Source organism: Lentzea sp. NPDC058436, assembly GCF_042721515.1.
In the GTDB taxonomy this organism is placed as follows: Bacteria; Actinomycetota; Actinomycetes; order Mycobacteriales; family Pseudonocardiaceae; genus Lentzea.
Genome location: NZ_JBHXLF010000002.1, coordinates 54,256 through 73,489 on the forward strand (window position 1 = coordinate 54,256; position 19,234 = coordinate 73,489).

Annotated in this window: 20 protein-coding genes; 7 read left to right on the forward strand and 13 right to left on the reverse strand. The window is 69.7% G+C overall.

The features are described 5' to 3' along the window. Positions 1-36 precede the first annotated feature (36 nt). The 7 genes from ACFWN2_RS07740 to ACFWN2_RS07770 are packed head-to-tail and all read right to left on the reverse strand — an operon-like array spanning position 37 to position 5,766. Complete coding sequence (locus ACFWN2_RS07740) at positions 37-675, reverse strand: VOC family protein (RefSeq protein WP_382425682.1); 639 nt, start codon at positions 673-675, stop codon at positions 37-39. Between the two features lie 34 nt (positions 676-709). After that, positions 710-1,702, reverse strand: coding sequence for a proline racemase family protein (locus ACFWN2_RS07745; RefSeq protein WP_382425683.1), 993 nt, complete (start codon positions 1,700-1,702; stop codon positions 710-712). After that, positions 1,699-2,592 (reverse strand): dihydrodipicolinate synthase family protein, encoded by an 894-nt coding sequence (locus ACFWN2_RS07750; RefSeq protein ID WP_382425685.1) that lies wholly within the window; start codon positions 2,590-2,592, stop codon positions 1,699-1,701. The genes ACFWN2_RS07745 and ACFWN2_RS07750 overlap by 4 nt, the downstream gene beginning before the upstream one ends. Next, on the reverse strand, positions 2,589-3,938 hold the full coding sequence (locus ACFWN2_RS07755; RefSeq protein ID WP_382425686.1) for an FAD-dependent oxidoreductase: 1,350 nt from the start codon (positions 3,936-3,938) through the stop codon (positions 2,589-2,591). The genes ACFWN2_RS07750 and ACFWN2_RS07755 overlap by 4 nt, the downstream gene beginning before the upstream one ends. Further along, positions 3,935-4,117, reverse strand: coding sequence for a 2Fe-2S iron-sulfur cluster-binding protein (locus ACFWN2_RS07760; protein ID WP_382425687.1), 183 nt, complete (start codon positions 4,115-4,117; stop codon positions 3,935-3,937). Before ACFWN2_RS07760 ends, ACFWN2_RS07755 begins: the two co-directional genes overlap by 4 nt. Continuing rightward, positions 4,114-5,193, reverse strand: a complete 1,080-nt coding sequence (locus tag ACFWN2_RS07765) for an NAD(P)/FAD-dependent oxidoreductase (protein WP_382425688.1) — start codon at positions 5,191-5,193, stop codon at positions 4,114-4,116. Before ACFWN2_RS07765 ends, ACFWN2_RS07760 begins: the two co-directional genes overlap by 4 nt. Before the next feature lie 27 nt (positions 5,194-5,220). Next, entirely contained in the window at positions 5,221-5,766 is a 546-nt protein-coding gene (locus ACFWN2_RS07770; RefSeq protein WP_382425689.1) for a helix-turn-helix domain-containing protein, read from the reverse strand. Positions 5,767-5,796: 30 nt separating this feature from the next. Here ACFWN2_RS07770 and ACFWN2_RS07775 point away from each other — a divergent pair, with 30 nt between their 5' ends. The 3 genes from ACFWN2_RS07775 to ACFWN2_RS07785 are packed head-to-tail and all read left to right on the forward strand — an operon-like array spanning position 5,797 to position 7,909. Further along, on the forward strand, positions 5,797-6,183 hold the full coding sequence (locus ACFWN2_RS07775; RefSeq protein WP_382425690.1) for a hypothetical protein: 387 nt from the start codon (positions 5,797-5,799) through the stop codon (positions 6,181-6,183). A gap of 19 nt (positions 6,184-6,202) precedes the next feature. Continuing rightward, positions 6,203-7,021, forward strand: coding sequence for a hypothetical protein (locus tag ACFWN2_RS07780; RefSeq protein WP_382425692.1), 819 nt, complete (start codon positions 6,203-6,205; stop codon positions 7,019-7,021). Between the two features lie 57 nt (positions 7,022-7,078). Then, the gene (locus tag ACFWN2_RS07785) at positions 7,079-7,909 is read left to right on the forward strand and encodes an oxygenase MpaB family protein (protein ID WP_382425693.1); all 831 of its coding nucleotides are present in this window, start codon (positions 7,079-7,081) and stop codon (positions 7,907-7,909) included. Here the strand turns inward: ACFWN2_RS07785 and ACFWN2_RS07790 are convergent. Beyond that, the gene (locus ACFWN2_RS07790) at positions 7,899-8,663 is read right to left on the reverse strand and encodes an alpha/beta fold hydrolase (RefSeq protein WP_382425694.1); all 765 of its coding nucleotides are present in this window, start codon (positions 8,661-8,663) and stop codon (positions 7,899-7,901) included. The two genes, ACFWN2_RS07785 and ACFWN2_RS07790, sit on opposite strands and share 11 nt — an antisense overlap. A gap of 261 nt (positions 8,664-8,924) precedes the next feature. On the opposite strand from ACFWN2_RS07790, the gene ACFWN2_RS07795 reads away from it, so the two are divergent. Further along, positions 8,925-10,421 carry a chitinase gene (locus ACFWN2_RS07795; protein WP_382425695.1) on the forward strand — a complete coding sequence of 499 codons (1,497 nt, stop codon included), beginning with the start codon at positions 8,925-8,927 and terminating at the stop codon, positions 10,419-10,421. 40 nt (positions 10,422-10,461) lie between these two features. On the opposite strand, the gene ACFWN2_RS07800 is transcribed toward ACFWN2_RS07795, so the two are convergent. Continuing rightward, positions 10,462-11,103 (reverse strand): transcriptional regulator, encoded by a 642-nt coding sequence (locus ACFWN2_RS07800; protein WP_382425696.1) that lies wholly within the window; start codon positions 11,101-11,103, stop codon positions 10,462-10,464. A 69-nt stretch (positions 11,104-11,172) separates the two neighbouring features. On the opposite strand from ACFWN2_RS07800, the gene ACFWN2_RS07805 reads away from it, so the two are divergent. Continuing rightward, entirely contained in the window at positions 11,173-11,499 is a 327-nt protein-coding gene (locus ACFWN2_RS07805; protein ID WP_382425698.1) for a DUF6204 family protein, read from the forward strand. A gap of 56 nt (positions 11,500-11,555) precedes the next feature. Here ACFWN2_RS07805 and ACFWN2_RS07810 read toward each other — a convergent pair whose 3' ends face one another. Beyond that, entirely contained in the window at positions 11,556-13,685 is a 2,130-nt protein-coding gene (locus ACFWN2_RS07810; RefSeq protein ID WP_382425699.1) for an RICIN domain-containing protein, read from the reverse strand. 106 nt (positions 13,686-13,791) lie between these two features. Here ACFWN2_RS07810 and ACFWN2_RS07815 point away from each other — a divergent pair, with 106 nt between their 5' ends. Beyond that, the gene (locus tag ACFWN2_RS07815; protein ID WP_382425700.1) at positions 13,792-14,289 is read left to right on the forward strand and encodes a helix-turn-helix domain-containing protein; all 498 of its coding nucleotides are present in this window, start codon (positions 13,792-13,794) and stop codon (positions 14,287-14,289) included. After that, positions 14,282-14,854, forward strand: coding sequence for an SRPBCC domain-containing protein (locus tag ACFWN2_RS07820; protein ID WP_382425701.1), 573 nt, complete (start codon positions 14,282-14,284; stop codon positions 14,852-14,854). Before ACFWN2_RS07815 ends, ACFWN2_RS07820 begins: the two co-directional genes overlap by 8 nt. Here ACFWN2_RS07820 and ACFWN2_RS07825 read toward each other — a convergent pair. From ACFWN2_RS07825 to ACFWN2_RS07835, 3 genes are read right to left on the reverse strand one after another with little or no spacing between them, the layout of a single operon-like run. Beyond that, positions 14,827-16,029, reverse strand: coding sequence for an FAD-binding protein (locus ACFWN2_RS07825; RefSeq protein WP_382425702.1), 1,203 nt, complete (start codon positions 16,027-16,029; stop codon positions 14,827-14,829). The genes ACFWN2_RS07820 and ACFWN2_RS07825 overlap by 28 nt on opposite strands. Then, a complete protein-coding gene (locus ACFWN2_RS07830) occupies positions 16,026-17,555 on the reverse strand; it encodes an ABC transporter ATP-binding protein (protein ID WP_382425703.1) in 1,530 nt (509 codons plus the stop codon). The genes ACFWN2_RS07825 and ACFWN2_RS07830 overlap by 4 nt, the downstream gene beginning before the upstream one ends. Beyond that, on the reverse strand, positions 17,552-19,222 hold the full coding sequence (locus ACFWN2_RS07835) for an ABC transporter substrate-binding protein (RefSeq protein WP_382425704.1): 1,671 nt from the start codon (positions 19,220-19,222) through the stop codon (positions 17,552-17,554). Before ACFWN2_RS07835 ends, ACFWN2_RS07830 begins: the two co-directional genes overlap by 4 nt. Positions 19,223-19,234 lie beyond the last annotated feature (12 nt).

Below are 19,234 nucleotides of genomic sequence, written 5' to 3' on the forward strand. Positions count from 1 at the left end.
GCGCACGCTAACCGGCGGGTCCCGGTTTGGGGAGCTTTATGAGGTAACGGAACGCATGACGCCGAACCGTGCCCCGAACGGGTCCACGAGGACCGCGATCCGTCCGACGTCGTCCAGGTCGTGAGGGGCGAGGAGCACCGGCGCCGATGCGGCGGCCCTGTCGACGTCGGTCACCTCGAAGTAGGGCAGCCAGAACGCCTGCGCGTCCGCGACGATCGCGCCGAACATCCTGCCGGGACCGGTGCCCGCCGGCCGCAGGAACTGGCCGGGAGCGCCGGTGATCAGCTCGATCTCCCACGAGAACAGCGAGCGGTAGAACGCGGCCGACGCGCTGGGAGCCGGGGAGTGCAGCTCGAGCCAGGTCAGCGAGCCGGGGACCGACACCGCGCCGAGCCCGGCCGGCCCCTGCCACATGCCGACCTCCACGCCGTGCGGATCGGTCAGCGGCACGTCCGGCCCGTCGCCCGCGAAGTGGACCGTCCACGAGCTCGACTGCGACGTGACGTGCCCGGCGACCGTCCGGCCGGCGTGGGTGAACACGCCGGTACCGGGCGTGTCGAGCGGCCGGTACTCCCAGCCGAGCACACCGCTGTAGAACTCCGCCGCCTTCGCCTCGTCCGAGGTGCCCAGGTCGATCCAGGCCGGCGCTCCTGGCACGTACTCAGTGGTGATCATCGGGCCCACCTCCAGCGGATAGCTACCCGCGGAACTAAAGCACGAACCCCTCCGGGAAGGGGTCGGTCTCGTCCAGGAGGTACTGGCCCATGCCGGTGATCCACGCGCGCCCGGCCACCGTGGGCACCACGGCGGTGCGGTCGCCGAGCGGGACCTCCTCCAGCAGCCGGCCGATGAACCTCGTGCCGATGAACGACTCGTTGACGTAGTCCTCGCCGATCCCGAGCTCACCGCGGGCGTGCAGCTGGGCCATGCGGGCGCACGTGCCGGTGCCGCACGGCGACCGGTCGAACCAGCCGGGGTGGATCGCCATCGCGTTGCGCGAGTGGGCGCCGTCCTGGCCGGGCGCGGTGAACTGGACGTGCTTGCACCCGCCGATCGCCGCGTCCACCGGGTGCACCGGGCGGTTCACCGCGTTGATGGTGTCCATGATGGACAGACCGGCCGCGAGGATCCTGTCCTTCTCGGCCCTGTCGAACGGGATTCCGAGGTCTTCCAGCGGCACGATCGCGTAGAAGTTGCCGCCGTACGCCATGTCGTAGCGGACCTCGCCGAGTCCGGGCACGGTGACCGTCGCGTCCAGTTCGTGGGCGTACGCCGGGACGTTGCGGATCGTCACGAGCTTCGTGCGCGTGTCGTAGTCGGCGAGCACCAGCCCGGCCGGGGTGTCCAGCCGCACCGTCGTGACGGGCTCCGTCCGTTCGACCATGCCGGTCTCGACCAGCACCGTCGCGACGCCGATCGTGCCGTGCCCGCACATCGGCAGCAGCCCCGAGACCTCGATGAACAGCACGCCCCAGTCCGCGTCCTGGCGGGTCGGCGGCTGCAGGATCGCGCCGCTCATGGCCGCGTGCCCGCGCGGTTCGTTGACCAGCAGCCGCCGGATGTGGTCGTGGTTCTTGATGAAGTTGAGCCGCTTCTCGGCCATGGTCTCGCCGGGGATCACCCCGACCCCGCCCGTGATCACCCGCGTCGGCATGCCCTCGGTGTGCGAGTCGACGGCGCTGAAGTACTTGGCGAACCTCATGACGTGGCCAGCTTCATGTCCGCGTCGACCTGGGCGAGCTGTTCGGCGCTCAACGGCCCGCGCGGAGGCCGGCACGGACCGCCGTAGCGGCCGACGTAGTCCATCGAGCGCTTGATGGCCTGCACGAACTCGGTGCGCGAGTCCCACCGGAACGCGGGCACTAGCTTCTCGTAGAGCGCGCGCGCCTCGTCCAACTTGCCTTCGCGCGCGAGGGTGAACAGCTCGACGCTCTCGGCGGGGAACACGTTGGGGTAGCCCGCGAACCAGCCCGTCGCGCCCATCAGCAGGCTCTCCAGCACGACGTCGTCCGCACCCGCCACGACCGTGAGGTGAGGGGCCGCGGCCCTGATCTCCAGCACCCGCCGCACGTCGCCGGAGAACTCCTTGACCGCCACCACGTTCTCGATCTGCCCGATCTCGGCGAGCAGGTCCGGCGTGAGGTCGACCTTGGTGTCGATCGGGTTGTTGTAGACCATGATCGGCAACCCGGCCTTCGCGACCTCGCGGAAGTGGTGCACGACCTCGCCGCGGTTGGCCCGGTACATCGTCGGCGGCAGGCACAGCACGCCGTCCGCCCCGTCCTCGGCAGCGACCTCGGCCCAGTACCGCGCCTGGTGCGCGCCCACCCCGTGCACACCGATGACCGCGATGCCCTTGCCCTTCACAGCCGCGATGGCGGTCCGCGCGACCTCACGGCGTTCCGCGTCGGTCAGCGACGAGTACTCGCCCAGCGACCCGTTCGGCCCGACCCCGCGGCAGCCGTTCTCAACGACCCACCGGCAGTGCTCGGCGAACTTGTCGAGGTCGGGCCTCAGACCCGCCGGTGCTTTCGGGTCCTCGGCGTAGGGGAGTGCGGTGGCGACGATGACGCCGTCGAGGCGTTCGGTCATGGCTGCTCCTCGGGGAGTTCGGCTAGTTCGCCCAGGGGGATCGGGACCGCGATGACGCGGCGCTGGCCGTCGAACGGGACACCGGTCAGCTCGGAGGCGTTGCGGGCGCAGATCCGGCCCTGGCACCGCCCCATCGCGACACGGCTGGTGAGCTTGAGCTCGCGCATGGTCTTGGAGTCGTTGAGGTCTTCGAGGCGGACTTCTTCGCACCGGCACACCGTCGTGTCCGGCTGCAGCCACGACTTCCAGCCGGGCTGGACGGCGTGTGCTCTGGCCAGCGCTTGTCCGAAGAGCCGGCCCCTGCGCACGGACTCCAGTGCCTTTGCGGGCGGTGTGTGGTGTGCTGCGGCCGCACCGGCGACTACTCCCTCGGCTTCGGCCAGGTCCGCTCCGCCGATGCCCGTGACCTCGCCGGCCGCGTAGACGTTCGCGATCGACGTTCTCTGGTGGTCGTCGACGTCGTAGAAGCCGTCGGTGCGGCTCGCGTCCGGGACGAGGTCCGTGCGGGGCAGGAAGCCGTAGCCGACGCAGACCAGGTCCGCGTGTTCGGTGCGGTGGCTGACCGGACGCCACTGGCTGTCGAGCTTCGCGACCGTGACGCGATCGCCGTGCTTGGCGATGACGGCGGTGCGGGTCTGGAGCCTGGGCAACACCGTTCGGTAGGCCGCCAGCTCCCGGATCTTGTGCCGGTTGGCGGCGATCGCCTTCGCTTCGCGCAGCCAGCGGGTGGGGGAGTTGGCCTCGTAGACGCCTACGAGGGTGGCGCCCAGGTCTTGGAGGGCGGTGGCGACGGGCAGGAGGAACGGGCCGGTGCCGGTGACGATGACGCGTTCGGCCAGGGTGACGCCCTGTTTGGCGAGGGCCTGGGCGGCGCCGGCGGTGATGACGCCGGGGCCGTCCCAGCCGGGGAAGGGGAGGGGGCGGTCGTAGGCGCCGGTGGCGATGACCAGCGAGTCGAAGGCGAGGAGGCGTGACGAGACGAGACGGTCCGTCTCGTTTGCCGAGGGGGTTGCAGGAGCGGCGGGGGCAGGTGCGGCTGCAGCGGCGAAGGTAGGCGGGGCGGTAGGTGCGGGAACTGCGCAAGCGGCGGCGTTGGCTTCGCCCTCTCTCGCCTCGCCCTCTCCCACCGAGGGCCCCCTCAGGTGAAGCCGGTTGCCCTCCACCATCCACACCTCGGTGTCCCGCAGGTGCGTCACCCCGGGGTGCGCGAACCTCACCCGCCCCCGCAGGTACTGCCCACCCGCCTCCGGCTCCGAGTCCACCATCACCACCTCGGCCCCGGCGTCCGCCGCGGTCCGCGCGGCCGCCATCCCGGCGGGACCCGCGCCCACCACCACGACCCTCATGGCGCCGTCCTGATCACGTCGCCGTCGCGCAGCGGGTGGCGGCACGCGCGGACCTCGGGCACGCCGTTGATCTCCGCGACGCACCCGAAGCACACGCCGATGCCGCAGAAGTACCTGCCGGGCAACAACTCCGCCACGTGCGCGACCTCGCGTTGCGCGCCGTTGAACGTCACCTTCACACCATCACCTCCGGCCGGTCGACGCGGAACGGGTGCGGGTCCACCAGGGGTGTCGCGCCCGTGAGCAGGTCGGCCAGCAGGTGTCCCGTGGCCGGGGCGAGGCCCACGCCGGCGCCCTCGTGACCGGTGGCGTGCCACAGGCCCGGGGTGCGCGGGTCCTCGCCGATGATCGGCAGGTGGTCCGGGGCGTAGGGGCGGAAGCCGCCGTACGCGCGCATCACCGGCACGTTCGCCAGCATCGGGAACATCGCGATCGCCCGCTGTGCCAACGCTTTGAGCACGCGGCTCTCGATCGTCTCGTCGAAGCCCCTGCGCTGGCGGCTCGACCCGATCAGGACGGTGCCCGCCTGCGTGGACTCGACGACGCCGGACGTCTGCAGGTCGGCGTCGCCGCTCGCGACCGCGCCCACGTAGTCCGCGTCGTAGACCTTGTGGCGGATCGTGCCGGGGATCGGGGTGGTCACGAGCACCACGCCGCGGCGGGGGAGCACGTTGACGCCGAAGGTCCGGGACCACGGGCCGGTGGCGTTGACGACCGCGCCGCAGCTGATCACGCCGTCGGAGGTGGTGACGCTGCGGCCGTCCGTTGTGGACACCTCGGTGCGTCTGACTTCCGTGCCGCGCAACAGGGTTCGGGTGGCCTTGACCGGGTTGAGCTGGGCGTCCTGGAGGTAGTGGACGGCGGCGGTGATCTCCGGGTTGAGGTGCGGCTCGTGGGTCAGCGCGTCCGCGGTGCTGATCTCGCACGCGTCCACGCCCGCCGTGCGCTGGGCGGCGGCGAAGGCGTGCAAGGGGGTCACGGCGCCGGGAGTGGTGGCGACGACGAGGCCGCCCTTCTCCTCCCACTCGGCGTCCTCGGCCAGAGCGGGCCAGAGGGTGCGACTCGCCAGGGCGAGGTCGAGTTCCGGGCCGGGTTCCTTGTCGCTGACGAGGACGTTGCCCTCACCGGCCGCGCTGGTGCCCGACGCCGGTCCGTGGCGGTCGACGACGAGAACAGCGAGGCCGCGCGCCCTCAGGGCTTGGGCGCACGCGGCCCCGATGATGCCCGCGCCCATGACCACGACGTCCGGGTGCATCGCCACCTCCGTTCATTAGAATGAACGTTAGTGCTTCGGATACTCCAGCACCAGTACCGAGCTGACCTCTCCTCCGACCGTCTCGTAGAGGTGCGGCGTCGAGCCGGGGAAGCACACGTAGTCGCCCGGTCCTAGTTCGTACGGTTTGTCCACCGGCCCCACGCGCAGGGAGCCGCTCGTGACCAGCACGTGCTCCTTGCCGGGATGACCTTCGCTGGTCTGGACGCCTCCCGGCCGCACCCGCTGGTCGTAGATCTCCAGCACGGTGTCCCCGATGTCCATCCGCCGCATCAGTCGCAGGTCGACGGCCGCGCTGCTGAGCACCTCGACGTCGCGGGCCCGCACCAGCACGACGTCCGGCGGCGTCCGCTCGGTCACCAGCTCCGACACCGGCACGTCCAGAGCGTTCGACAAACTGAACACCGTCTCGATCGTCGGGTTGCCCGTGCCGCTCTCCAGCTGGGACAGCGTGCCCTTGGCGATGGACGACCGCCGCGCGAGCTCCGACAGCGACAGCCCGCGCTGCTCGCGGAACGCCCTGATGTTGGCGCCAAGCACCTGACCCGCACTCATAACCACTGATCGTTGCATAGGCTTGCGCCCATGACTGCGTACACGGAGGCTGAGGGACAGACCCTCCGCACGGCCGTTTTCGGTGCCATGGTGCTGGTGTCCACTGCGGACCCCGGCTCCGTCGACGAGGAGAGCCACGCCGGCATCAGGGCCATCACCCTGCTCTCGGACGACCTGCGCGCCATCATCTCCGCCGCCCCGCCCTCACTCCCGAAGGGCTCGGCGTCCGATGTGGAGTCCGGCGTCCTGGCCGCGCTGCACGACTCCGTGGCGATCATCAACGCCCACGAGCCGCGCGACGTCGCGATCTTCCGCGCCGCCGTGACGGAGATGTGCCGTTCGGTCGCCGGAGCGGACGGCGAGGTGGCCGCGGCGGAACGGGCGATGGTCACCAAGGTCGTCGAAGCCCTCGGCTGAGACCGCTAGCCTCCAGTACATGGGGGAACGATCGCTCGAACAGTTGCACTGGGCCGCGGAGTTCAAGTCGGCGGAGGAAGTCGCGGCGCTGATCGCCGAGGTCGACGACGTCGACGCGCTGGACGAGGACCGCTCGGCGTTGTGGCGCGCCGTGCACGCGAGCAGGCCCGACAACGTCCAGGTCCTGCTCGCCGCGGGCGCGGACCCGGCGCGCCAGATGATGTACGGCTGGTCACCGGCCAGGCTGAGCCTCGCCACCAGGCACCCGCTGCCGACGGACGAGGTCCTCACGCCCGAGGAACACCTCGCCGTCAGGGAACGCGGCCGGCTCGTCGCGGCGCTCGGCGGCGTTCCCGGCGACGACGGGTACAGCCTGGCCTGCGTCGCGGGGCTGGACGCGGCCACGGCCGTGCAAAAGCTGGAGGCCGAGCCCGTCGAGGTGACCGAGCAGGTCTGGACGTGGGACGCGGACCTGGCCGTGGTCGGCGTGACGACCGTGCCCGGCGGCTGCGTGGTGATGCAGCCCAAGGGCTACACGGCCGCGAATGTGCTCGACCGGCTGTCAGCGGGCACCTTCGGGTTCGGCATGTACGCCAACCCCAAGGGCGGCAACCACGGCGAGATCTCCCGCGACGGCGAGTGCGAGGCATCGGACCTGAGCACCGGCGGCGGCGTCGACCTGGAGGACACGGCGGAGGACGTGCTGCTGGCGCACCTCTACCAGGGCGAACCGGTGGCGTACTGCCTCGCGTTCGCGGGCCTGCGGCCGATCGACGCACGCGCCTTCACCGCGCCCGACCTGTGGGTGCGGCTGCCCGGCCACCTCGCTTCGGACTGAACACCTCCCTGCCTCGACGGGCTGCCGTTCTCAGCGACCGGCACGCATCATGGAGTGATGCTGGAGGCACTGAGGCGGCAGCTGAGCGACGGGCTCTTCGAGAAGGTCGCGGGTCCGGAACGGGCGAGACACGCCCGCCGGATCCACGACTCGCCCGGCCCGCGCCTGTTCGCCGACGACCGGCCGATCCGGCACGTCCACGCTGATCACGCCATGTTCATCGGCGGGCTGCGCGCGTTGCTGCTGCAGTCGTTGCACCCGCTGGCGATGGCGGCGGTGGCGCAGCACTCCGACTACCTGAGCGACCCGTGGGGCCGTTTGCAGCGCACGAGCCTGTTCGTCGGCGTCACCACTTACGGCACGGTCGAGGACGCGCACGAGGCGATCGCACGGCTCGCACGCATCCACACGCACATCCACGGCACCGCGCCGGACGGGCGGGAGTACCGGGCCGACGACCCGCACCTGCTGGCGTGGGTGCACGTGGCCGAGGTCGACAGCTTCCTGCGGTGCCACCAGCGCTACGGCGAGAAGCCGCTCGACGACTACGACGGGTACGTCGCCGACATGGCCGTCATCGCGGACGCCATGGGCGTTCCGGACCCGCCGCGCACGACCGCTGAGCTCGACGCGAGGCTCCAGTCCTACCGCGCCGAGCTGCGAGGTACCGCAGAGGCGCGGGAGGCGGCACGGTTCCTGCTGCTCAAGGCCCCTTTGCCGGTGCTGGCGCGCGGTCCGTACGCGGTGCTGAGCGCCACGGCGGTCGGCACGTTGCCCGTGTGGGCGCGGAGGCCGTTGCGGCTGCCCTACCTGCCGATCGCGGAGGCGACGGGGGTGCGGTTCGCGGGCCACGCGTTGATGCGCGGCCTTCGGTGGGTCACGAGCTGAGGAAGTCCACGACCAGAGACGACGCCTCGTAGCGGAACTCCTCGAAGTAGCCGTGCCGCGCGCCCTCGACGAGGTGCATCCGAGCGTCTGGGATGCGTGAGGTGATCAGCGGAGCGTTCGCCGTCGGGTTGAAGATGTCCTCGGTGCCGTGCACCACGAGCGTGGGCGCGGTGATGGACGGCAGCACGTCCCACGCGTCGTGCTCGCCGCTCGCGAAGAGGTGCCGCTTGCGCGCGTAAGGCGGCATCTGCGGGTCGCCGAGCGTGTTGTACGGGCCGCGGTAGGCCGGTGTGTACATGAGCGCTTCCAACGCCCTGCGCGCCTTCATCGCGTCGACCTGCGCGAGTGACTTGCGCACCTCGGCACTGCGTTCGATCGCGTGCTCCCCGCCGGGGGAGGTGCAGCCGAGCACCAGCCTGTCGACGTACGAGCTGTGCCCGGCGGCGATCCACTGCGCGATCCGGCCGCCCATCGACGTGCCGTAGACGTGTGCTTTCCCGATCCCCGCGTCGGCCAGGACCGCGACGCTGTCCGCGGCGAACATCCGGGTGCTGTACGGGACGTCCGGCTTGTCGCTGGAACCGGTCCCGCGGTGGTCGGTGACGATCGTCGTGAAGTGCGCGGAGAAGTCCTCGCGGACCTGTGACCACCAGCGGGACGAGTTCGCCTGGCCCGCGACGAGCAGCAGCGGGGGACCCGAGCCCTCGACCGAGTAGAAGAGCCTGGTTCCGTCTGCGGCACGAGCGTGGGGCACGGCGAAAAGTCTAGTGGCGTGGCTCAGAACGGTGCCGGTGTGTTCGTGGTCAGACGGGTGTGTCGTGGTGCCTCCCCCACGTCCTCGTACTGGTTGTACGGGGGCGTGGGGGGAGGTGCCGCGACGGATCCTGCTGAGCGCGGACACGGCGCCACCGTTCTGAGTCACGCCACTGGAACCTTGACTTTGCGATAGATGGTCTAGTCCAATTCGGGGTAGGACCCCCTGCCGGCCGCCAACGCGTGAGGGATGGAGCAGCCCATGCTGTTGTTCGCTCGAATATCCGCGGTGGCCGCACTGGTGCTCGGCACCGTGATCGTGAGCCTCGCCCCTGCCAGCGCCGCCGGAGTCACGGCGACGTTCTCCAAGAACGGCTGGAGCACCGGGTACACCGCGACGGTCACGATCAAGAACGAGACCAGCGCGGCGATCAGCTCCTGGAAGGTCGAGTTCGACTACCCGGCCTCGACGACCGTCGGTGCCTACTGGGACTCGCTGCTCACCAAGAGCGGCAACCACAACACCTTCGTGAACCGGGAGTACAACGGCTCGATCGCGCCCGGCGCCAGCGTGTCGTTCGGCTTCAACGCCGCCGGCACCGCCGACCCGGCGAACTGCACGATCAACGGCGCCGCGTGCACCGGTGGCACCGTGCCGACGACCAGTTCGACCACGAGCACGACGACCACCACCACCACCACCACCACGACGACCACCACCACGACCGGTCAGCCGCCCACGGGACAGCTGCCGCGCAAGGTGCTCGTCGGCTACCTGCACGCGAGCTTCGCCAACGGCTCCGGCTACATCCGCATGAAGGACGTGCCGGACGAGTGGGACGTCATCAACCTCTCGTTCGCCGAGCCGACCAGCGCGACCAGCGGTGACCTGCGGTTCGCCCAGTGCCCGGTGGCGGAGTGCCCGAACGTCGAGTCCGAGGCCGAGTTCATCGCCGGCATCCGCGCCCAGCAGGCGAAGGGCAAGAAGGTCAACATCTCCATCGGCGGCCAGAACGGCCAGGTCCGGCTGGAGACGACGGCGGCACGCGACGCGTTCGTGCGGTCTGTCGGCGCGATCATCGACAAGTACGGCCTGAACGGGCTCGACGTCGACTTCGAGGGCCACTCGCTGTCGCTCAACGCCGGTGACGTCGACTTCAAGAACCCGACCACGCCCGTGGTCGTGAACCTGATCTCGGCGCTGCGCTCGCTGAAGGCCCGCTACGGAGCCAACTTCGTGCTCACGATGGCGCCGGAGACGTTCTTCGTGCAGGTCGGCTACCAGTTCTACGGTGGCGCGGGCGGCGGCGACTCGCGGACCGGCGCATACCTGCCGGTGATCGAGGCCATGCGCAACGACCTGACGTTGCTGCACGTGCAGGACTACAACTCCGGACCCGTGATGGGCCTGGACAACCAGTACCACAACATGGGTGGCGCGGACTTCCACGTGGCCATGACCGACATGCTGCTCGCCGGGTTCCCGGTGCGCGGCGACGCGTCGAAGTTCTTCGCGCCGTTGAAGCAGGAGCAGGTCGCGTTCGGCCTGCCCGCCGCGATGTACGCGGGCAACGGGTTCACGTCGGTCGCGGACGTCCAGATCGCGTTGGACTGCCTCACCAAGGGCACGCGGTGCGGCAGCTACAAGCCTCGCGGGGTGTACCCGAACCTGCGCGGGCTCATGACGTGGTCGATCAACTGGGACAAGTTCAACAACTACGAGTTCTCCAAGGCCCACCGGGCCTATCTGCCTCGCTAGCTCTGGGGGTGGGGCGGCACTTCGGTGCCGCCCCTTTTCTTTAGGCCAGCGTGGACCAGAACTGCAGTTCGTACGCCTGAAGCAGGCGGCCGTAGCGCCACGCGTGCTTCGGCCGCCAGCCCGCGTCGAGCGCCGCCTGCACGGCCGCGAGCGCCTGTTCCTCCAGCTGCGGGGCGGGCGTCGCGAAGAAGTCGACGAACCCGCAGGCCTCGTCGCCGAACCCGTAGTGCTCGCGCAGGCCCTTGGCCATCCGTGCGCAGTAGCCGCCCCACGCGGTGAAGTTCGCCAGGATCGCGAGGATCACGTCGGTGGGCTCGCCGTTGAGCGCCATCCACGCCTGGTACGCGGGGTAGGCCTGGGCACCGGGGAACGGTTCGTAGGTCTCGAACGCCTTGGCGGACATGCCCGCCGCCTCCGCCAGCGGCTGGAGCATGGGGTGGACGAGCTCCTCGCCGCCGGCCAGCAGGGTGAAGAAGGCCCTGGCGTTCGGCTCCTCCGCCTTCGCCGCGAGTGTCAGGAATGTTCGCCAGTCGGAGGACACGATGTGGTTCTCCTCGGCGGCGAACGTGGCGATCACGGCGCGCGGGGCCTGTCCGGTTTCGATCAGCTTGACCACGAGGTTGTCGTGGTCACCGGGGTGCAGCTCCGTCCGGATGCGCGTGACCAGCTCTTTTGCGTTCATGGTCGAGATTGTTTCGCATCCGGGAAATCGTTCGCCAGAGCTGAGGGGGATCGGGGACCATCTTCGCTCGTGGCTGAACACACCTACCGAGTCCTCGTCCGCGGGCGCTTCGCCGACCTGACCTCCGAACAACGCGCCTCGCTGCAGGACCGCCTGAAGGGCTTCGACTTCCTGCGCGACGGCGGCTTCAGCGAGGAGGGCGCGCTGATGTTCGACGAGAAGCTCGACTTCTTCAGCTACCGCGTGATCCTGACCGCCGCCGAGAAGCCGGACGAGGCGGGGCTGCGGCGCGCGGCCACGGCCCTCGACTCGCTCGGTGTCGACTTCCACGGGTTGAAGGCCAAGGTCACCGACATGGACGAGATGAAGGTCAACCGGCCGAAGCGGCTGGGCTGAGCGAGACGGCCCCTGTGCTCCGCCGCGGAGCACAGGGGCCGTCGATCAGCGCGTCATCACGGGTAGTTCGCCAGGTACGCCTCGGTCGAACCGGCCGTGGCCGTGCCGCCCGAGTTGTTGATGATCCGCTGGATGGTTCCCTTGCCTCCCAACGAGACCGTCACCATGCTGTGGAACTTCACACCGGGGGTGTTCGGCACTTCGAACGCCCTGTCGGCCACCACGGACGGGTTCGCGTTCATGAAGGCGTAGCTGCCCAGGCCCCACGCCTCGTGGGTCGTCACGTTGTTCGAGACCTTGTAGGCCGCGTAGCCGCGGGTCGAGCCGTTCATCCAGGCCGCCTGGTTGGGCACCTCGTACGGCATTTCGTTCTGGTAGAAGTACGTCCGGCCGCCCTGGCCGTTCCAGATGGTCTGGTACTTCTGGTAGTGCTCCACGAACAGGCCGTACATCGTCACGTTGTTGCCGTTGACGATCAGGCCCGTGTCGGCCGTGTTGAGGTCCCAGCCGACGCCGTAGGAGTGGTCGCCTCGCCACAGCCAGAGGTGGTCACCGATCACGTTGTGGCTGTTGACCACCAACGAGGTCGTGGCCCTGCCCACCGCCGAGCCGCCGATGCGCGCGTACACGTCGTGCAGCGAGGTCGGGTTGGCGGAGTGGTTGGCGTTGCTGCCCGGCGCACCCACCTGCATGAGGAGCTGCGAGTTGGTCGGGGCCGCGTCGATCAGCAGACCCGCGACCTTCACACCGTCCACATCGGCCACGTCGAGTGCCATGTTCCCGTTGGTGGGCATGACGGTCGCGAGGCCGAGGCCCATCACGACGGTGTCGGGCCGGGTGACTCGGATCGGTTCCGAGACCTGGTGGATGCCCGGGGTGAGGAGCAGGTGCTTGCCGGCGGCGAGCTGGGAGTTGATCGTGGCCGCCGAGGTGCCCGGCTTCGCGATGTAGAACTGCGAGAGCGGGATGTTCGTGCCCTGCTGGTTGCCCGCGGCCCAGGTGGTGCCACTCGTGTTGGAGCGCAGTGCCGGGACGAAGACGTTGTAGTTGCCGCTCGCGTCCACGTTCAGGAACGGCTTCTCGCGGATGACCGGGGTCTGCGCGACGTTCGTGTAGGGCGGTTCGGGGAACGAGGTCTGCGGGGCGTTGCGGGCGCCCACGAACACCATGTTCCAGTTCTCGCCCGTCCAGGAGCCCCACTCGGTGTTGCGCGACAGCCACTGCTGCTGCGAACCGGAGCGGACCTGGCCCGTCACCACGGAGTCGGCGAGGAAGCCGCCGCTGGACCAGCCGTTGTCGTCGAGCTGCATGTTGCCGTAGGTCTTGGTGCGGCGCATCGCGGAGGCCTGGGAGACGGCCCACGTGTTGGTGCCCGACGGGGGACGGATCGCGAGGTTCTCGGCGCCGCGCCAGAAGTTGTGCGTCGCGTTGCCCTGGAACCAGTCGGCCTCGACGTGCACCTGGCCGTTGATCGTCACGCCGTCCGGCAGCAGGCCGAGGCCCAGGACCTGCGTGAAGAAGCCGATGTTGACGTCGACGTTGTAGTTGCCGGGCTTGAACATGATCGCGTACCGGCGCGCGTCGTACTGGCCCGTCTCCTGCTGGCGGAAGACGTCGTTGAGCCGCGCCTGGATGGTGGCGGCGGGCATCGACGGGTCGAAGACGAGGACGTTCGGGCCGAAGTCGGGCTGGCCCGGCTGCTGCGTGCCGCCGGTGAGGCGGAAGAGCTGTGCGTTGGTCCCGTTGCAGGTGTACTGGACCAGCTGCACGTCGCCCGTGGACGCGCCGGGCACGTCGAGGCACTTGCCGCTGTGGCGGCTCACGAACCGGTAGGTGTCGGTCCCGACCTGTTCGGGGCGCCACTGCTGGTTGTTCGCGGAGAAGTTCTGCCACAGGTGGATCGCGGCGTTGTCCGCGGCGGACACGTTCGAGACGTCCCAGACCTGGCCCTCGCCGACGGTGAAGTAGCCGTCGCTCGTGGGCGTGAACTTCCAGGTCTGTCCCGAGCATCCTTGTTGGCGGAGCTGTGCGCCGTTGGCCGTTCCCAGCGACTCCACGCACTTTCCGCTGCCGACGTTCGTCACTTGATAAGCGGTTCCGGGCACCACGTCGGCCTGGGCCGCGACCGTCCACACAGGAACGATCGCCGCTGCTGCCAACGCTGCCACCAGCAGGGGGGTTCTCACGGGTCACAGGGTGGGGGTGGTTTGTTGCAACCGTCAACGAACCTAACTGTTTCCGGTCCCGTTCCGGTATTGACAAATGATTTTGTCAAATGGGACCGTGCTATGCGTGGAGCTGTCGCCGTTGCGCCTGTCGCTGCTGGAGCTGCTGAAGTCGCCCGCCTCGGCGACCCAGCTCGCGGCGACTCTCGACCTGCCCCGCCAACGCGTCAACTACCACGTGCGAGCCCTTGAACAGGCAGGACTCGTCGAGCTGGTCGAGGAACGGCAGCGGCGTGGCTGCGTCGAACGCGTGCTGCGGGCGAAGCCCGGCAGGGAGATCGCGGCCGATGTGCAGGACCAGTTCGCCGCCACGCACCTCGTGTCGGTCGCGGAGGACACGGCGCGCGAGGTCGAGCGCATGTCCGGTGCCGCGGCCGACGCGGGAAAGCGTTTGCTCACGTTCACGGTGGAGACGACGGTCCGCTTCGGCGCGCCCGGTGCCGTCCACGAGTTCACCAGCGACCTGGCCGAAGCGGTGCGGCAGATCGCGTTGAAGTACGACACCGAGACAGGCCGCCCGTACCGGGTGGTCGCGATGGGACACCCCGGAGTGGCAGATGAGTGACGAAGGCGTCCGGATCGAGATCACCGTGGCCGCGCCGGTCGACGAGGTGTGGCAGTCGTTCCGGGACAAGGAGAAGCTGCGCCACTGGCACGGCTGGGACATCCCGGAGCTCGACGCCGAGATCGACCACATTTACTTCCAGAACGCCGAGGAGGACGGCACCACGCTGATCGTCCACGGCCACGACACGTTCGCGCTCACGCCCGTTCCCGAGGGCACCCGTGTCGTCTGCACGCGCGCGCCCAAGGGCACCTCACCCGAGTGGGACGACTACTACGAGGACATCACCGAGGGCTGGATCACCTTCCTGCACCAGCTCAAGTTCGCCCACGAGTACCACCCCGGCGAGAAGCGCCGCACGCTGTTCTGGCCGTCCGAGGTCGACCTGGGCGTGGACGGCGAGCTGTTCTTCGAGTCGGCGAACCAGCGCGGCGTCGTGGTGAAGGACTGGGGGCCGGGGTTGCTGGTCGTCAGCAAGGCGAAGATGACCGTCGTGACGACCTACGGGTTCTCCGACGACGAGCTGGAGGCGTTGCGTCAGAAGGGGCCCGCCGACCCGAAGTAGCGGGTCAGGAACTCGTTGCGGAAGACGCCTTTCGGGTCGTGCTCGCGGAGCAGGGCCCCGAAGGCGTCCCACTGCGGGTAGCGGGCCGCGAGCAACGCCGGCGGCACGGTGAAGAGCTTGCCCCAGTGCGGCCGCGGCGCGATCGCCTCCTCCAGACGAGGCAGCAGCTCCAGCACGGCCGGGGTGTTCGGCACCCAGGTGAAGTGGATCGCGAGGCTGTCGCGGTCGTAGGCGGGGCTGAGCCACTGCGGTTCGCCGTTGATCGTGCGGATCTCGCAGGCCTGCACCAGCGGTGAGATCACCGTCGACATCTCGGCCAGCGCCCGCAACGCCGTCACCGCGCGGCTGCGGGGCACGAAGTACTCGGTCTGCAGCTCCTCGCCCACGGACGGGGTGAACTCGGCGCGGAAGTGCGGCAGGCGCTCGTGCCACGGTCCGGGCACACCGCCCTGCAACGTGCAGCGGGAGGCGGGCTGACCGGGCACGGGGTGCGCGGGTTCGGACGCCGGGCGGCCGGGGAAGGCGAACTCCTCGTCGCCCACGCGGTGCTTCGCCCAGATCGTCGCGCCGCCCTGCCAGTCCACGAACGCGCTCACGCTGTACGCGCCGTCGAAGATCTGCTCCAGCTTCACGAGCAACGTTGTCCAGGCGACGTCCTCGTAGACGGTCTGCGCGACCTGGAACGACGGCACCACGTCCAGCGTGAGGGTCGTGACGACGCCCAGCCCGCCCATCGACACGACCGCGCCGGGCGAGGTCAGCTCGACGACCGAACCGTCCCCGCGCAGCACCTCCACGGACCGCACGGCACCCGCCAGCGAGCGCTTCCCGGAGCCGTGGGTGGCCGTGGTGACCGCGCCGGCCACCGTGATGTGCGGCAGCGACGGCAGCGTGTGCAGGGCGAGACCGGCCGCTTCGAGGCGCACGGACAGGTCGGCGAGCGTCATCCCGGCGCTCACCCGGACCGTGTGGCCCGACACCTCGAACACCTCGGGCATCGCCGACAGTGACACCAGTGTGCCGGTCGTGTCGGCGATCGGGCTGAACGAGTGCCCCGACCCGACGACGTGCACGGCCGACGAGCCGCGCACGACCGCCCGCAGGTCGTCGGCGGAGGCCGGGGTGACGGCCTGGGCCGCGGTGAACGTGACGTTGCCCGCCCAGTTGGTGCTCATACGGACACGGTAAGCGCCGACGCCAGCAATCGTTGTGTGTACGGGTCCTGTGGCGCGGCGAACACCGACGTGCCCTCCTCCACGACGACGCCCCTGTGCAGCACCGCGACCCGGTCGGCGAGGTGCTGGACGACGGCCAGGTCGTGGCTGATGAACAGGCACGCGAACCGCAGGTCGCGCTGCAGCGAGCGGAAGAGGTCCAGCACGCGCGCCTGCACCGTCACGTCCAGCGCGGACGTCGGTTCGTCGGCGATCAGCAGGTCGGGGTCCAGCGCGATGGCGCGGGCGATGCCGACCCGCTGGCGCTGCCCGCCGGACAGCTCGTGCGGGTAGCGGTCGCGCAGTGAGGCCGACAGCTGCACGGCGTCCAGCAGCTCGTCCACCTTCGCGGCCAGCTTCCCGCCGCGCAACGAGGTGTGCAGCAGCAACGGCTGGGCGATCGAGCGAGCGATCGTGGCGCGCGGGTTCAGTGACGACAGCGGGTCCTGGAACACCAGCCCGATGCGGCCGCGGTCGGCCTTGCGCAGCGCCGCGACCTCCTTGCCCGCCACGGTGACCGACCCGGTGTAGCGGGTGAGGCCGGTGATGGCGCCCGCGAGGGACGACTTGCCCGACCCGGACTCGCCGACGAGGCCGAGGGTCTGGCCGCGCCCGATGGCGAGGGAGACGTCGGAGACCGCGCGGAACTTGCCGTAGGTGACGGACACACCGGAGAGCTTGAGCACCGGCTCCTCGGACTCCCGCGCGTCCAGCTCGCGGGAGTCGAGGCGCAGCACCGAGTCCAGCAACGTCCGCGTGTACTCCTCGGCGGGCTGCTGGAAGACCTGTTTCACCGGACCGGTCTCGACGACCCGTCCGGCGTTCATCACGACGACCCGGTCCGCCAGGTCCGCGACCACGCCCATGTCGTGCGTGATCAGCAGGATCGCGACCCCGAGCCGGTCGCGCAGGTCCCGCAGCAGTCCGAGGATCTCGGCCTGCACGGTCACGTCCAGCGCGGTCGTCGGTTCGTCGGCGATCAGCAACGACGGCTCGTTCGCCACCGCCATCGCGATCACCACGCGTTGCAGCTGACCGCCGGACATCTCGTGCGGGTAGGCCTTGAACCGCTCGGCGGGCAGCCCCACGAGTTGGAGCAGCTCCAACGCCCTGGAGCGGGCCTCGGCACGCGAGACCGCGCGGTGCACCCGCACGGCCTCGACGATCTGGCTGCCGATGGTGAAGACCGGGTTGAGGGCGCTCATGGGTTCCTGGAACACCACGCCGACCGCGTTGCCGCGCACCTCCCGCAGTTCGGGAGCGCTCAACGAGTACAGGTCGCGCCCGTCCAGCAGCGCCCGCCCCGACACGGAGGCAGTCGGGGGCAGCAGGCCGAGCAACGACATCGCGGTCACGGTCTTGCCGGAACCGGACTCGCCGACCACGGCGAGCACCTCCCCGGCGGTCAGCGAGAACGAGACCTCGCTGACCGCCGGGGAGGAACCGAAGTCCACCGAGAGGTTCTCGACGGACAGCAGGGCACTCACTTGCTGATACCCACCTGGAGGTAGTTCGGGTAGGCGGGGAAGTCGGCGATGAAGAAGTTGCCGACCTTCGAGCCGTGGATGAACGAGTTGCGGGTGTAGATGAGCGGCACGACCGGCGAGTCCTCCAGGATCCGCCTGTCGATCGCGGCCCACTTCTTGCCGGCCTCGGTCGCGTCCACAGTGGACTGCGCTTCCTCGATCAGCTTGTCCACCTCGGGGTTGGAGTACCGCGAGATGTTGTAGCCGCCCTTGCCGATCTCCGAGGTCGCGAAGAGCGGCTGGATGTTGGCGTTGGCGCTGGGGAAGTCCGGCTGCCACGACGACAGGGTGAGGTCGTAGGTCGGGTTCTCCGACAGGTTGGTCTCGGTCTCGAACGCGTCGGCCTCCAGCGAGCGGATGTCGACCTTGATGTTCGCCCGTGCCAGCGCGGCCTGGATGGCCTCGGCCTTCTCGGTCTGGTTGTTGGACTTGTTCAGCACCAGCGAGAGCCCCTCGACGCCGTTCGGGAAACCGGCCTCGGCGAGCAGCGCCTTGGCCTTCTCCGGGTCGCCCTCGGGCTTGGACTGGTAGAGGTCGAACTGCTCGCGGCCCTCGATGCCCTGCGTGATCAGCGTGGTGGCGGCGTCACCGGCCAGCGCGGCGGTGCCGGCGGACGCGATCTGGTACGCCGACTTGTTGACCGCGTACTGGAACGCCTGGCGCACCTTGACGTTGTTCAGCGGAGCCTTCTGCGTGTTCAGCGCGAGGTAGGCGACCGCGCCCGACTTCGACGTCACGACGCGGGACTTGGCGGAGGCGTTGGCCTGCAGCTGCGCGAGCTGGGCGGGGGAGGCGAAGGACGCGCCGAACGCGAACTTGTCGTCACCGGAGTCCGCCGCGAGGCGCTGCGAGACGACCGAGGCGTCCTGGCCGAGCTGGAACACGACCTCGTCGGGCAGGCCCGCGCGGACCTGGTCCTTGGAGCCGTCCCAGTTCGGGTTGCGCGAGAGCTTGACCTCGACGCCCTTGCTGTAGGTCGCGATCTGGTACGGACCGGACGCGATGGCGTGCTCCTGGTAGTCCGCCTCGGCGCCCTTGCCCTTCGGCACCGGCGCGAACGCGGGCGTGGAGGCGATCCACGGCCAGTCGCCGTACGGACGGGTCAGCTTGAACGTGATCGTCCTGGCGTCGGGCGTCTCGATCGAGTCGAGCTCCTTGCCCTCGAACGGGCCCTTGTAGTCGGCGCCGCCCAGCAGGTCCTTGTGGTAGCCGAGGCCACCGCCGAACGCCGGTGCGAACGAGCGCTCGACACCCCACTTCACGTCCGCGGACGTGATCGGCGTGCCGTCGCTGAACTTCAGGCCGTCCTGCAGCACGAACGTCCAGGTCTTGCCGCCATCGGTGGTCTTGCCGGTGTCGCCGAGGTCGGGCACGACCTTCGCGGGCTGGCCGACGGCGTTCTGCCAGCCGGTCAGTCTGCGGTGCACCAGGCCGAGCGTGGTGATCGCGAGGCTCTGCGACTTGGCCGGGTCGAAGTTGAGCGTGCGCGACTCGGACAGCACGCGCAGGGTGCCGCCCTTGTCGGGCTTGGCCGCCGCGTCACCGGAGGGCTTCTGGTCGTTCGCGCCGCAGGCGGCGACCCCCAGGGCACCGACCAGGACGACCGCAAGAAGTTTCTTGCTGGACAACGGACTTTCCTC